General features: G+C 36.3%; 14 protein-coding genes and 4 tRNA genes. 5 read left to right on the top strand and 13 right to left on the bottom strand.

The window, feature by feature from the left end; translation table 11 throughout:
- Positions 1 to 120: 120 nt before the first annotated feature.
- Entirely contained in the window at positions 121 to 948 is an 828-nt protein-coding gene (locus SOI81_RS05680; RefSeq protein ID WP_320541354.1) for an AraC family transcriptional regulator, read from the top strand.
- 600 nt (positions 949 to 1,548) lie between these two features.
- Entirely contained in the window at positions 1,549 to 1,872 is a 324-nt protein-coding gene (locus SOI81_RS05675; protein ID WP_239975125.1) for a hypothetical protein, read from the top strand.
- Here SOI81_RS05675 and SOI81_RS05670 read toward each other — a convergent pair whose 3' ends face one another.
- The 8 genes from SOI81_RS05670 to SOI81_RS05635 all read right to left on the bottom strand — a co-directional run bounded on the left by SOI81_RS05670 (position 1,873) and on the right by SOI81_RS05635 (position 6,140).
- Complete coding sequence (locus tag SOI81_RS05670; RefSeq protein ID WP_016140521.1) at positions 1,873 to 2,343, bottom strand: AnBLUF65 family BLUF photoreceptors; 471 nt, start codon at positions 2,341 to 2,343, stop codon at positions 1,873 to 1,875.
- Between the two features lie 272 nt (positions 2,344 to 2,615).
- Positions 2,616 to 2,825 carry a cold-shock protein gene (gene cspA, locus SOI81_RS05665; protein ID WP_003650775.1) on the bottom strand — a complete coding sequence of 70 codons (210 nt, stop codon included), beginning with the start codon at positions 2,823 to 2,825 and terminating at the stop codon, positions 2,616 to 2,618.
- A gap of 446 nt (positions 2,826 to 3,271) precedes the next feature.
- Positions 3,272 to 3,345, bottom strand: a tRNA-Trp gene (locus tag SOI81_RS05660).
- Between the two features lie 67 nt (positions 3,346 to 3,412).
- A tRNA-Leu gene (locus SOI81_RS05655) sits at positions 3,413 to 3,497 on the bottom strand.
- A 27-nt stretch (positions 3,498 to 3,524) separates the two neighbouring features.
- Positions 3,525 to 3,598, bottom strand: a tRNA-Trp gene (locus SOI81_RS05650).
- Positions 3,599 to 3,652: 54 nt separating this feature from the next.
- A tRNA-Leu gene (locus SOI81_RS05645) sits at positions 3,653 to 3,737 on the bottom strand.
- 92 nt (positions 3,738 to 3,829) lie between these two features.
- Positions 3,830 to 4,645 (bottom strand): protein kinase domain-containing protein, encoded by an 816-nt coding sequence (locus SOI81_RS05640; protein WP_239975124.1) that lies wholly within the window; start codon positions 4,643 to 4,645, stop codon positions 3,830 to 3,832.
- Positions 4,632 to 6,140: a DUF3336 domain-containing protein gene (locus SOI81_RS05635; RefSeq protein WP_239975123.1), complete on the bottom strand. Its 1,509-nt coding sequence runs from the start codon at positions 6,138 to 6,140 to the stop codon at positions 4,632 to 4,634. The genes SOI81_RS05640 and SOI81_RS05635 overlap by 14 nt, the downstream gene beginning before the upstream one ends.
- A 178-nt stretch (positions 6,141 to 6,318) precedes the next feature.
- On the opposite strand from SOI81_RS05635, the gene SOI81_RS05630 reads away from it, so the two are divergent.
- Entirely contained in the window at positions 6,319 to 7,206 is an 888-nt protein-coding gene (locus tag SOI81_RS05630) for an ATP-binding protein (protein ID WP_239975122.1), read from the top strand.
- A gap of 43 nt (positions 7,207 to 7,249) precedes the next feature.
- Here SOI81_RS05630 and tsaD read toward each other — a convergent pair whose 3' ends face one another.
- Entirely contained in the window at positions 7,250 to 8,266 is a 1,017-nt protein-coding gene (tsaD, locus tag SOI81_RS05625) for a tRNA (adenosine(37)-N6)-threonylcarbamoyltransferase complex transferase subunit TsaD (RefSeq protein ID WP_016140517.1), read from the bottom strand.
- Positions 8,267 to 8,411: 145 nt separating this feature from the next.
- Between tsaD and rpsU the strand changes: the two genes are divergently transcribed.
- A complete protein-coding gene (rpsU, locus tag SOI81_RS05620; protein WP_001136722.1) occupies positions 8,412 to 8,627 on the top strand; it encodes a 30S ribosomal protein S21 in 216 nt (71 codons plus the stop codon).
- Between the two features lie 25 nt (positions 8,628 to 8,652).
- On the top strand, positions 8,653 to 9,099 hold the full coding sequence (locus SOI81_RS05615) for a GatB/YqeY domain-containing protein (protein ID WP_016140516.1): 447 nt from the start codon (positions 8,653 to 8,655) through the stop codon (positions 9,097 to 9,099).
- A 99-nt stretch (positions 9,100 to 9,198) separates the two neighbouring features.
- Here SOI81_RS05615 and SOI81_RS05610 read toward each other — a convergent pair whose 3' ends face one another.
- From SOI81_RS05610 to SOI81_RS05595, 4 genes are all read right to left on the bottom strand, one after another.
- A complete protein-coding gene (locus SOI81_RS05610) occupies positions 9,199 to 10,626 on the bottom strand; it encodes a M48 family metalloprotease (protein WP_239975128.1) in 1,428 nt (475 codons plus the stop codon).
- A gap of 142 nt (positions 10,627 to 10,768) precedes the next feature.
- Entirely contained in the window at positions 10,769 to 11,734 is a 966-nt protein-coding gene (gene tkrA / locus SOI81_RS05605; RefSeq protein ID WP_320541353.1) for a D-glycerate dehydrogenase, read from the bottom strand.
- Between the two features lie 11 nt (positions 11,735 to 11,745).
- Entirely contained in the window at positions 11,746 to 12,393 is a 648-nt protein-coding gene (locus SOI81_RS05600) for a hypothetical protein (protein WP_239975120.1), read from the bottom strand.
- Positions 12,394 to 12,493: 100 nt separating this feature from the next.
- Complete coding sequence (locus tag SOI81_RS05595; protein ID WP_039758715.1) at positions 12,494 to 14,383, bottom strand: M48 family metalloprotease; 1,890 nt, start codon at positions 14,381 to 14,383, stop codon at positions 12,494 to 12,496.
- Positions 14,384 to 14,408: the final 25 nt, after the last annotated feature.

Genomic DNA, 14,408 nt, shown 5'->3' with positions numbered 1-14,408 from the left:
ACTTAGATTGGCTTTAATTCTCACTAAATTTTTAAAGTTTTGCACAAATCTTCTAGAACTGCGTTGATCTCTTTTGTAACGTTCTAGAGGCAAGAGTTAAAAATTTACGGGTCAAAGATTATGGGTAACTGGGTGGATATTTCAAAAGATACCAATACTGGTATCGAAACAATCCGTGCCCATTTTACGGGTCATGCCTATGACCCTCATTGGCATTCAAGTTATTTAATTGGCGTAACCGAATCTGGTGTTCAGCAATTTCATTGTCGTAAAAAACAGATTAATAGTCATGCTGGACAAGTCTTTATGCTTGAACCAGAAGAAATTCATGATGGAAATGCCCCTGCCTCTGATGGCTTTACCTATCAAATGCTTTATCTGCACCCGGAATGGTTGAAGCAACGTATTCAAGGATTATTTCATAACAGTCCTGATCATTACGAGTTAATCATTGATGCACCATTAAAGTCCGATGAGCAACTTGCAATTATTACGTCACAAGCATTTCAGCATTTGCATTATAAAGAAATGAATATTGTGAAAGACAATAGTCTGGACTTGCTAATTCAATATATTGCCCAAGGGAAATGGTTAAAAAGAGCTCAACAAACATCGTCTATGCATGGTCCTCGGGTCGCCCACCAAATCCGAGATATTCTGCATGACCATTTATTTGATGATATTGGATTAGAAGAGATTTCAAATATGATCGGTCTAGACCGATATCATATTCACCGTATTTTTAAAGCTGCCTTTCACTTGGCTCCTCACCAATATCTGATTCAACTCAGACTTACACGAGCAAGAGAGCTACTTTCCAGAAGCATCTCACCTGCACAAGTTGCTTCAGATTTATGTTTTGCCGATCAAAGCCATTTGAGCCGCTGGTTTAAGCGTTGCTATGGTTTAACTCCCGCCGCCTATAGAAAAATCTGCACAAATCTTTAAGATTAAAGTTTAAATTAACTCATCTTATAGTTGCTCTTTAATAAAGCCGATAAAATAAGAAATCTCACTATATTTTCATTATTTACGATTATTAATGTAATTATTCAAATAAACAAACTTCATAATTATAAATTCAAGCATTCATCACAATTGTTTTTTAATAATAATATTTTTTGTTTATTCTTTTTATTTAAAAAAACATAAAAAGCCGATGTTACTTTTTGTTATTTATGTAAAGTTTGGCTTACTCCTTAAATCAATATAACCTCCTGAAAAATATATATTTAATATAAAATCAGCTTTGTAAATTTTGCTTATTTTTTGAACAAATGTAGGTATTCTCTCACAACCATGTAAGCTAAAACTTACAATACAACTCATTGTTTTTCTTATAATTAATTTCAGTACATATAAGCACTCTTTCCTATTAAATAGAAAGCTTAATATTAATAAAGAGATCTGGAGAAAATGATAAAGTTATCTTTATTAATAGAAAAACTCTTAATAATAGAAAAAGAATCTCAAAAAATTAATATGTACTATCTTTCCTCTGGAAACAGAGGAAAGATAATTTTTTAATCATCAGATAGGATATAGAAAATGTTTATTGCAAAAAATATATTCGTATATTTACTATCAATGTTAGCTTTATGCTTACTGATTATTCTTTTTAACTATATAGGAATGAACGAGACGATTAATCTCCTTCTCTCTTCCACGCTTTTTGGGATATTTATTACTTGGTATTTCAAAGGTAGTGGACTGTGCCTTGCTTTATTTGGCTTTTTTTATTGGGCAATGTTTGTCATTAGTCAAAGCCTAGAAGTGATATGGATGCTTGCAACTACAGTTATTGTATATTTAGTGATGACTAGAATACTACCTAAACTCAAGATCATCCATATCGGTGTAATAGCCAAATAGCTAAAACGGGTTCACACCCCGATTCACCATACCTACTCTCTTAACTGTCTTAATTTTGGTTTGCTCAGCAGTAACTAATTCTTTGATGAAAGCTTTTAAATTTTGCTCATCAAGACGAATCGGATTAAAAGTAGTTTCTCCCATTTTTAGAAAAAAAGATTCAATATTGGTATTGCGTTGCACATATTTCATTGACCATTTTTTAAAAGAGTTTTGTTCAATGGAATATGTACACAACCATTTAACATTGTGGTGTCTTTCATCATTTGCAATTTTTTCAAATAATGTCTCAACTATCTCTTGTTCACCTTCTAAACATTGAAAGAAAGCATTATCAGCATAATAGAGTACGCCACAAATTTGATTCAAATCATTGAAATCTCTAGCTTCTGTCAAAATATCACGTAGATCTTGCAACAAATCTTCATTTTTTTCGTTTCGTTGACTGGCATAACACAGGCGAACGTTCATTAGCAATTCCGTGAAATATAAAATTTCTTTATTTAAAGATTTTTTAATCTAACATACATCTGTTACTAATAATTTATATTTCACATATATTTTAAAGTTTACATTAAAATTAAATGAGTAATTACATGTACTTGAAATTAAATATTAATTTTTATATAAAAATAAAAAGCCCTCTTATTTAGGGCTTTAAGGCTTCAAAAAACATCAATTAATTACTTTAAAGCCGAAATAAAAAAAAGCACTAAAAAGTGCTTTTTTTTGTTTGCTGTATATTATTGTGGAATAATATTTACAGCATTTGGGCCTTTTTGCCCTTGAGTAACAGTAAACGTTACACGTTGACCTTCGTGCAAAGTTTTGAAACCTGAACCAGAAATTTCTTTGAAGTGAGCAAACACATCTGGACCATTATCTTGTTGAATGAAACCGAAACCTTTAGTTTCGTTAAACCACTTAACTGTACCACTTACTGTATTAGACATGATATATCCTACTGATTTCTAATATTTTAGAATCATTAAACAAATAATGACCCTATCATAACTTTGAAAAAAGAATAACAAATTGAGCTTAATATCTTAAAAAACGAAGGATTATGACTAAAACTACGATACTTAAAAGAAGATTTACTAACAAGACTTTTTTCTAGTTAACTAAATCATACAGGAAATAAATTTGTATTCAAGGCTTTTATTTAAATAATTTCCAAAACGTAACTTAAATAAATAGAAAACAATAGCTTAAAAAAATATTAAGAAATTCAGCATATTGTCTAAGTAAAGAATAATCTATTATTTAATATACAACCATGCAAAACAGAGATCGAAATATCTATTTATAAAATTACCTTAATCGCCAATAAAAATTTATCTCTAAAAATTATAGATAATAAAAAAACTCCTAAATAGGAGCTTCATCTTTTATTCAATGGCAGAGGATCAAGGACTCGAACCTTGACGAACGGTTTTGGAGACCGTCATGCTACCATTACATCAATCCTCTATATTCATGACTAAACCCGTTAGATTTAATCATAAAAAAAGCAAGATCATTGTCTTGCTTCTTTCAATGGTGGGGGCGAAGAGACTCGAACTCTTACACCTTGCGGCGCTGGAACCTAAATCCAGTGCGTCTACCAATTTCGCCACGCCCCCATCTGGGACATTTATTTAAAATAAATGTGGCAGAGGATCAAGGACTCGAACCTTGACGAACGGTTTTGGAGACCGTCATGCTACCATTACACCAATCCTCTTCCAAGATCTAGATGACTTAACATCTACATCAACTTTAAGTTTCTAACTTAAAGTGGTGGGGGCGAAGAGACTCGAACTCTTACACCTTGCGGCGCTGGAACCTAAATCCAGTGCGTCTACCAATTTCGCCACGCCCCCGATGGCTGTGTATATTAGCGATAAGATCTAACAGTGACAAGTGTTTTTTTTCTAAAAAAAACTAACCGTGTAAATTGTATACAGATACTAGATCAATGATTTTTATCAATTTGAATCTGCTTTAAGCAATTTATTGCTTCACTGGCATTTGAAAACCGATTTTGCTGCTGTTTTTGTAATAAACCTGTGAGCAATGGATAAAAATTGAGAAACTGCGGAGGCAATTGAATGCTTAATTTTTGGCAATGTAATATTGCCCAATCACGATAACTGGTTGCTTCTAAGCGAGTTTGGGTTAACCATTCATATAAAACGATACCCAATGCATATAAATCGCTTTGTATGCTCTTATACCCTCCTCGAAATAGTTCAGGAGCCATATAACGAGGTGTTGCATCCATGATTGATTCTTGACTTGAGATAGGCCTTGTTTTCTCAAAATCAATCAAATAAGGCTTTTGCTGAAACTCTCTAAAATGTTCTGTCTTAACATCCCCATGAATCCAGCCAAATTCATGCAGTTCAGCAAGCTTATTTATTGCGAACCAAATCTTTCGATATACATCATTAAAAACAGTTTCATGATTTAATGAATCAAACCACACATCACTATCGGGTAAAATCAGAACTTTACCTAAAGACTGGCCTAACTGAGGAATTAAACTGACTTCAATCAATTTGTAAGGTAAAAGCCATGTTGAGTTCTTAAGGTTAATTTCTTTGTAAAATAATTGCTCATGCAAGAAGTCTTGCTCACTTTGAGCATGGGTTTCAGGCAAATGATATTTTAACCAGTAATTCTTAGTGTCTATGGTACATGTCCATAAACACCGCCCTAACACTGCACTTGCTGGCTTGGTCACACATATTAAGTTTTCTATGGGGGAAGCAAAATCATGCTTCAGCATAGTAGGACTCAGGCTGTTGTTTCTTTTCTTCAAAACGCAAAACCTCTAAACAATGCTGAATTGTTTTACCAATACGAGCATGCGTCTCAATTGAAGAAATTTTTGGCCAAGTCGCGCGTTCTCCTTCCCTTTGCAAACGTTTAAACAAATGTGGACGCGGATTTTGCAAAGTATAGGTATAGTGACTTAGGCTATATTTAGCAATGATATTTACATCACCATAATAACGTTGCCCCATTACGCCATATCCATGATCTAACAATCTTCTGACTGGGGATATAGAACCAAGTCGCTGACGAGTAAAATCCATAACGCCCATTGATAGCACTTTACCTTGGCGTCTTAGAATTCTTTCAGGCCAACTTAGTACATCTTTACGAAAGCGATCCGCATCATTTTGCATAAATGGAACAATATGGGGATTAACCTGACTCGCAATCGTGTAGTTTAAATTGTAAAGCCGAGCCATTCTTTCTTGAGGGAAATCGCTTCTGACACTTCCATCCACCCACTTTGTATTTGCCATATAAGGTGTATGCTCACCATCATAACGCTTACTAGTTAAACGTACCGGTGGGAATAAAATTGGCACAGCACATGAAGCTAATACCGCACTCCACACCAAAACGTTCGGTGTCATAATGGCGTTCATAATCCGCGGGTTTTCTGTTGCATCATACGGCGCTACAGCAACATTAATATTCAAACCTGATTTTTTAAAGGCCTCTTCAAAAGTAAGATCACCTAAATTTTCAATAAGAAATTTTTTCAAATAGTGAACATCGGCAATCCCACCATTGCCTTTAATAAGTTCACGGAATTTTCTGAAATGAAACGCATCACTAAAGAATTGCTCGCCATTTAACAAGTTTTGAATATCTTCACTAGCAGAGGTTCCCAGCATACCTGTCATAATTGCTCCAGCACTTGAGCCAGAGAGTACTTTAGGCATTAAGTCTTGTTCAATTAGAGCTTTACATACCCCAGTATGAAACAGACCTAAAGTCGCCCCACCCGAGAACATAAGTGCGGGCTGTCCGTAAGCCTTTTCACAGTTTTCAAAAAACTCAATTTTTTCTTTTCTTTGAAAGGTGATGCATTCACTTGAAGCAATGTAAGCCAAGCTTTGGCTTACCTCATCAATATAGTCTTCAATTAACTTTTTTGTTCCCACATGCGTTGCAGCAAAAAGCATGGGGTGACCAATATTTGCAATATCATAGGTTAGACCTTCTTTGAGTAAATAGATGAGGTCTAGTGTTCGATGTTGCTGACGATATCTTTTGAGTAAGGTATACCGATAAGAAATGAGCTCGGCATCGAAGTAAGGTGAACTATTATCAAATTTCCACTCTTGTACCCCTGTTTCTTCATCTAGCTTTAGGGCAAAAGACTTCCATTCTTCATAAGATTCAGCCATGTCTAATTGACGTTGTAATTTTTTGATACGGTAAGCCTGATGTGGATTCATATCACTTCGTAATTTTTCAAACATAATTCGTCCTCATCTTCTCAGATGATTTTACTGAATAGACATGACAACACTATGCTCGGTCTGAACATTTCAATCAATTGCAAAACCGATAAAGTGTATAGGCAATAAGTTTTTTGTCAGCCTGTTAATTTCGGTGTTAGTATCCTAGTAAATTACTGTTTAACATGATTGATTAACCATGGCTACCATTGATTTACCAGAGAATTTAGTTCAAACATTATCACTTGTATTAAATCAGCTACAGCAGGTCTTACCTGAACCTCGAGAAGAGACAGATTTTACTGCACCTGCTTTTAGATGGGAAAATCAGCAACTTAAAGCCATCTACACACCGAAAAATATTTATCTTGATGACTTAAAAGGCATTGAGCGTCAAAAAGAAAAAATCCTCCAAAATACTTTGCAATTTTTAAATGGCCTACCGGCCAATGATGTGCTTTTAACGGGTTCGCGTGGTACAGGAAAATCTTCTATCGTTCGTGCTTTATTAACTGAGTATGCCCCTCAAGGATTACGTTTAATCGAAATTGAACGTGATGATTTAGCAGACTTACCTAAAATTCAAAAACTCATTCAAAATCGACCTGAAAAATACATCGTCTATTGTGATGACTTAGCTTTTAACGCTGAAGATGAAAATTATCGCAGTTTAAAAAGTGTATTGGATGGTTCATTACAATCTGGTTCAACAAATTTTATTATTTATGCAACCAGTAACCGTCGCCACTTGTTACCAGAATTCATGCATGAAAATACACCTGTAACCAAGGTCGATGTTCCGCAATATACTGAGTTACACCCGCAAGAAGCGATTGAAGAAAAGATCTCTTTATCAGATCGGTTTGGTTTGTGGTTATCTTTTTATCCTATGGACCAAAATTTATATTTAGAAATCGTAGAACATTATCTTGATAAAGCGAACATGCCTTTTAATGACGAAGTTCGTGCTGAAAGTTTACGTTGGTGCCAGATGCGTGGTCAGCGTTCTGGTCGAGCTGCTTATCAGTTTTCTAAGCATTGGATTGGTTTAAATGCGTTAAAAGAGCTAACCAGTTCTTCCAAATAAAATAAAACGGCTATTTCAATAAAAATAGCCGTTTTTTTAAGTATTAAGAATTTACTGGAATAGATAACTCGGTCATTGGCCAACGCGGTGTAGTCGTGACAGCTAAACCATCATGTTGGCCGGCTTTTAAACGCTGATAACCTGCAAAAGCAATCATTGCCCCATTATCAGTACATAAAGCAGGTTCGGCATAATAAACTTGCGCTTTAATTTTCGCTAAGGAAGTTTCTAATTGCTCACGCAGTCTTAAATTTGCACTGACTCCACCGGCAATAACTAAACGTTTAAGTCCAGTTTGCTTTAAAGCTTTTACTGATTTTTTTACCAAGGTATCTACAATTGCTTCTTGGAAGGAAGCAGCAATGTCCGCGTCTCTATTTTCACCATTCAATTTTTTCAATTGAACAGAAACGGCTGTTTTTAAACCACTAAAAGAAAAATCTAGACCTTGATGAAGCATAGGTCTTGGAAATTCAAACGCTAATGGATCACCAGATAATGCAAGTTTTGCGATATTTGGCCCACCTGGATATGGTAGGCTCATCATTTTTGCAACTTTATCAAAAGCTTCACCTGCAGCATCATCAATAGACTCACCCAATAACTCATATTGACCAATAGCATGGGCTGCCATCAATTGTGTATGCCCACCTGAAACTAACAATGCCACAAATGGAAATTCGGGTGGTTGACTTGAAAGTAATGGTGCCAACATATGCCCTTCCATATGGTGTACACCAATAGCAGGCTTATTTAGAGAAAAAGCTAAAGTTCGTCCAAATAAGGCGCCTGTCATTAATGCTCCCATTAAGCCAGGACCACGCGTATACGCGACTGCATCAATCTCTTGTTTTTTTACACCACTTTGCTCAAGCAATTGATTCATTAAAGGAATTAATTTACGAACATGGTCGCGAGAAGCAAGTTCAGGTACTACCCCACCATATTCGGCATGAAGTTTAATCTGGCTATAAAGAACCTGTCCCCGTAAGCCGAGTTCGCTATCATAAAGTGCCAACCCTGTTTCATCACAAGAAGTTTCCAAGCCTAAAACAATCATCAAAACTGCCTTTTATATGAGTCAAAATATTGCAATCGCTATTATAGACTTGTGATATGAGTTGTAAATGAGTAAAATACTGACCTTCACTTGTGATCCGGCGCAATGGTGTGCCTGATCTTATCCATAATCTAGAGGATTTTACATGCCACAAGTTAAGTTGAAAGAAGGCGAACCAGTTGACGTAGCTATCCGTCGTTTCAAACGTTCATGCGAAAAAGCTGGTGTTTTAGCTGACGTTCGTAAACGCGAATTCTACGAAAAACCAACTCAAGAACGTAAGCGCAAAAAAGCTGCAGCAGTTAAACGCTACCAAAAGAAATTGGCTCGCGAATCTGTACGTACTACTCGCCTTTACTAATTAATTTGTGATTGACTGCTGAATTATGACTACTTTAAAAAACCAAATTACTGATGCATTAAAAACTTCTATGCGTGCCAAAGATATGGCAACAGTGACGGTTTTGCGTAGTCTACAAGCGGCAATTAAGCAAATCGAAGTCGATGAGCGCAAAGAGCTTGACGACGCTCAGGTTCTTGCGGTCATTGAAAAGCAAATTAAACAACGTAAAGAATCGATCAAAGCCTTTGAAGGTGCTGGTCGTAATGATTTAGCTAGTAAAGAACAAGCCGAAGCTGAGATTATCTCTCAGTTTCTACCAGAAGCTATGACTGAGGAAGAGCTTGATTCTCTCATTGAGCAAACGATTTCTGCTCAAGAAGCAACTAGCATGAAAGATATGGGTAAGGTGATGAATTCTCTACGTCCGATCATAGCCGGGCGTGCCGATCCTGCTCAAGTTTCAGCAAAAATTAAAGCTAAATTAGCTTAATCCCCCCTCTTTTCTTATTCTTTCTTAGATTAAACTTTCATTTACTTGTAAGTTTAAATATATCTACGTCTACGAAAATTATAAGGTCAAACTACAGATCTAAATTTTCATTCGTCGTTCATCTTGCATTTGTTTGAGTCGACTGTCTATTCTAGCTGACATTGCTTGATTGTCTTTTGCTAATCGTTGAGCATGCAACATTGATTTAATTGCATTTTCTTCACTACCTGACCAATACTCTGCTTCAGCCCGATAGCGTAAAACATTAACCGCTCTTAAAGGTGCATTCTTATCCAAATTAGCGGCTTGCTGTAAAAATTGCCAGCCTTGTATATCTCTCGGATTCTTATTAATAAATCTTTGAACCAAGGTTTGGACTTGCGCAAATTTACCTTGACGTAGCAACACTTCAGCCAACTTATAACTAAAAGCTTTATTTTCAGGCATCGTCATTTGTGTAGCAGCAATCGTAGTATAAGCTTGATCTAATTTGTTTTGACCCAAATAAATATCTGTCTGCAATAATGCCACTAGAGGCTTTCCACTAGATTTCGCTTGATCTAAAATAGACTGGGCTTGAGCATAATCACCTTGTCTTGCATAAAATGCTGCTAAAGCAATCAGACCAGCAATATTCTTTTGAGCGGCCAAACTTTGTAGTTGGTTTTCAGTTGCCTGATTTGCAACCACCATGGTGTACCATTTTAGAATCTCAAAATCAGCATCATATATACGGTTTTTAACTCTAGGCATCTGGTTTGCACGAAGGCGAGCTTCACTCATACGCTCGGTCGTTAATGGATGAGTCAACCAGAAGTCTGGTAAAAAACTCACTCGACTTGTAGCCCTATGCATGGTTTCAAAGTAATCTGCCATACTTTGTGGGTTATAACCTGCCGCATACATATATTGCATGCCGATACGGTCTGCTTCACGCTCTTGATTTCGACTATATGTTAATTGCTTGTCCATGAGTGCAGCTTGCGTTCCAAGCATCACTGCTGCACCCGCATCACCACCACCCTGTGCAGCTATAGCCACACCTGCCAAAAGTCCTGCTAGACTTAATAAAGTTTGACCCTTAAAGGCTTCTTCAGAGCGACTAAAATGTCTTTGTGATACATGGGCAATTTCGTGCGCCATCACCCCAGCAATTTCATCAATATTACGAGCTGAAGCAATAAGCCCTGTATTGAGTGCAAATAATCCACCCGGCACAGCAAAAGCATTAATTTGGGGATCTTTGATAACAACCAAACCAATGGGCTGTCCAAGCTGAGTTTCGCTTAAGATACTCGAAAATACCTGAAAAAATTGGTCTTCTAACCAGACATCTTGAATGACTGGCATTTGTTTGTGAACTTCTCGGAAAACTTTTTCACCAATAAATTTTTCTTTTTGTTGATCAAGCAAACCGATCCCACTTCCAATATTTGGAATTTCCACCTGATTTGCAGATGGTTGAGGGTCAAAAGGCTGCGCGTACGAAGCATTTGTTATAAAAGCCGTACTTAAAATAATTGGCAGAAATCTCAAAAGTTTTTCTCTATTAAAATTAAACCATCAAAAAAGTCTACTGATATAAAACATAAAAAATTATGTTCAATCAATAGACTTTTACTATATCACTCGAGATAGTTTAGTTTTGCAATGAAGTGTTATTCATCATTTATGCAAAATTTGGATTTACCAAATATCTAGGAGTTTTATCTTCTAAGGCTTCAACTAGATTTTTATAAGCAAGATTTGCCATTTTTTTACGGGTCTCTGCAGTAGCCGATCCTACGTGAGGCAAAGTAACCACATTAGGCAATTTAAAAAGCGCTGAATCTTGCAAAGGTTCTTTTTCGTACACATCCAAACCGGCTGCAAAGATTTCCTCACTTTGTAAGGCCTCAATCAAAGCTTGCTCATCAACCACTGAACCACGCGCAATATTAATAAAAATAGCGTGCTTTTGCATAAGCTCAAATTGAGCTTCGCCCATTAAGGCTTTTGATTCATTATTTAAGTCAACAGCGGTTACTACAAAATCAGACTGTTGCAGCAATTCATCCAAACCAAGATATTGTGCTTTTAAAGGCTCAGCCAATTCAGGCTTTTCACGGCGATTATGGTAAACAATATTCATGTTAAATCCGTAAAAACCCCGGCGTGCAATTGCAGCACCAATATTACCAAGTCCTATAATTCCTAGGGTTTTTCCAAAAACATCCAAACCGAACTGCTGAGGCCCTACTGTTCTTTTCCATTCACCTTGTTTAGTCCAATGATCAAGAAAAGGAACTTTTCTAGCAGCGCTTAGTAATAATGTAAAAGCAAGATCAGCAGTTGTTTCAGTTAAAACGTGAGGGGTGTTTGATAACCAGATTTTTCTTTGATTTAAATAAGCCACATCATAATTGTCATAACCTACCGTTACAGATGAGATAATTTTTAGTTTTTGAGCCGGCGCAAGATTACTTTCATTAAGAAGTCTCCCAGCACCAATCATTCCATCGGCATCTACAACTTGCTGGCGTATTTGCTCATTAATATCACCCAATTTTGGGTTAAGAACCACAACCTGATAATCCTGTTGTAATCGAGACAAAATTTCTTCATCAATTTGGCTAAAAACTACAACTTTTTTCATGTAAATCCCTACTACTCGTTGTTATCTTGCATCAATTGCCATAATCTTTTTTTAAGGAGCGGTTTCTCCAACATCTCTTTTAAACTTGCCAAGTGAATAATATTGGCATGTTGAATATAAGAACATTCACCCAAACACAAAATTTTCTTATCTGCTGCAATAGCATCTAAAAATCCTTGAATATATGAACCTACACCGCGTTGGTCTTGATAACTAGCCAAAGGGAACGGCCATTTCAATTCAGTATATTGCCCTATTTTTGCTTTTTGAATGTTACTCCAAAGCTGCTTTTCTTCATCAGCTAAATTGGTAACATCTAAAAAAATGACACACTTTTCAAGTGCAAATGCTTGCATCTCAAATGAAGCAATCGTAATCGTTGGAACGTGTACCTCATTACGAGGTGGCACAACAGGCGGAACTTCTGCTGGAATTGGGGCCACAATTTCAGGTTCAACTTTGGGAATTTCGTTGACTTGTGGTTTTATGGGTTGTTCAAGAACTAGATTATTCTTAGAAGGCAGTATAATCGGCTCCACTTCTGGAGCAGTGTGATCTCGCCAGAGGCTTTGAGCATTATTTTTTTGGCACGCCTGTGTCTTAGGAACCCATACGTCAATCCCTAAAGTCGCCAATATATTTCTTTGCTGCCCAATCATTTGTAAATCAATACCTCTACTCTATCTACATTCTAACGGGCTTGAGTTTTTTTTTCAGTGTTTTATTTCATTCAATTATTTTTATAATCGTATATGTCTTTTAAATAATCATCACACTATTTCTTTTTTGCATTTGATCGACAATTTCTTCTGTCTCAAAACCAAAACGCCAATAAAGCAATTCAAGGACATCTAACTCATCTTGCGTGATAATACGATCGCTCCACAGACACATTTCTGCAATTGCTAGAATACTTAGACGGTCACGCAATAATAAACCAGCAATATCATTTAAAATTTCAGCCAGATCTAATGGCTCATCTGAAATTTCATCATAGATGTACATTTCATCTGGGTTAAGTAGTGAACGCAAAATACGCTCACGTACTTCTAACTGATTTGGGCTATTAATTTGCTGAACATGAAGCAATGCATCAATCAAACGAACAATTTGAGGTTTTACTTCTTCAAATGCAGTGGGCAAATGTAACGGCATCAAATTCAATTCATATTTAACCCGCTCTAGCAAAAGTGCATCTAATAGACCAATCTCACCATCTTCCTGAATAATAAGTGCCAGTTTTGTCAAAAATTGACGCGCAATACTTGCAGGTATATGACCGATATTTTTACATGCATCGTGAAATATCTGAATATGAATACGCCCATCCAGATTTAGTAGCGCATCTATAATGGCATGACTAACTGGCGCGTCTTTTGGAATGAATTCTCGATATTGGCGAATCATCAAAATAGCGACCATTACCTCGCGTGAGCCAGTAGCAGTTTGTAGTGCCCGCTGAATTAATTCAGGACGCTTCTTATTTCGACGTACGTCGCTACTCAGAGGTTTAATAGCATCATTTAATGCAAAACTAATCGGTGACAGTCTTAACAAAGGTAGAGGCTGCGGAGATGACCAAGGAATATAAATTTCTTTCTCAGATTCTTCCAAGAAATGAAATAAGCTAAACAATGGACGATTACGAAGTTTCTTTAAATTTTCTAATTGCAGATCTTGTAGTAAAGTCGGATTTAACTCATAAATACGTTCACGAATACTCGGATGAATATTCATCCAGCTTTGTGGGCTCAGTGAGTTAGCAAAACACATGTGTGCGATTGATTCAGAGTAAGCACTATGAATTTGCGAACCAGAGTGGTGAACATAAATACGCAACAAGGTTTGGGTGTTCGCATTATTTTTTAATAGTCGTACTGTTTTTTGATCATTACGGAATGTACGTCCACTCAAAGTCAAATATTTAATAAAACGAGTAATCAGCACGCCTAAGCTTCCGGCTAACCAAATTACCCCACCTACGGCAACAAAAACTGTTTCAAACTTATGTTTATAACCCGGGCTATAGCGCTTAAAACCTTGTTTGGCTAATTTACTGCCCCACTGACTAAAAGTTGTTAAACCACTATATAAAATCTTTAATTTCGTATTCTCAACAGCCTCACCCGATAAAATCTGATTAAACTCATGGCCTAATAAACCATATAACTCAAGCTTATCCAAATTTTGTAAAGCACCCCAGGTCAGAATAATGACAATATCTTTAGGATGAAAACCTGCCGTAAGTGCATTTACACCCACTTCATCAGGTAAAACATATACGGTTGGTACTTTTAAGGAAAAAGTTTGCGCCAAGTGTTCTGTAATTTTTAATGCGGCGAGTTCTTCGGGAGTACTTTCCTCTTTCACCAAACGACGTGCTTTAAGTTGTTTTGCTAAAGAGTGCCCACCTTTACGCAGAATATAAAGTTCGGTAACTACTGACCAAACCATAATAAAAAGTAATAGCGCGACGAAATAAGGACTTAAAGTATGCCACCAAATTGGTTGGCTATAATCAAAAAAATGGACGAGTAAACCTAAAATTAAATTTAAAATAAAAATAGTCAGCAACACGGCAACCAAACACATAGTGATGGACCATGCCATATTTTTATTTTCGATTAGATAGTGGCTTACTTCTTTCAATGTAAATATTCCCAATTACATTGTT

This window comes from Acinetobacter pittii (assembly GCF_034067285.1).
Taxonomy (GTDB): Bacteria; Pseudomonadota; Gammaproteobacteria; order Pseudomonadales; family Moraxellaceae; genus Acinetobacter; species Acinetobacter pittii_E.
Note: the sequence above shows the minus strand (reverse complement) of the source record. Positions and strands in the feature narration are given on the sequence as shown.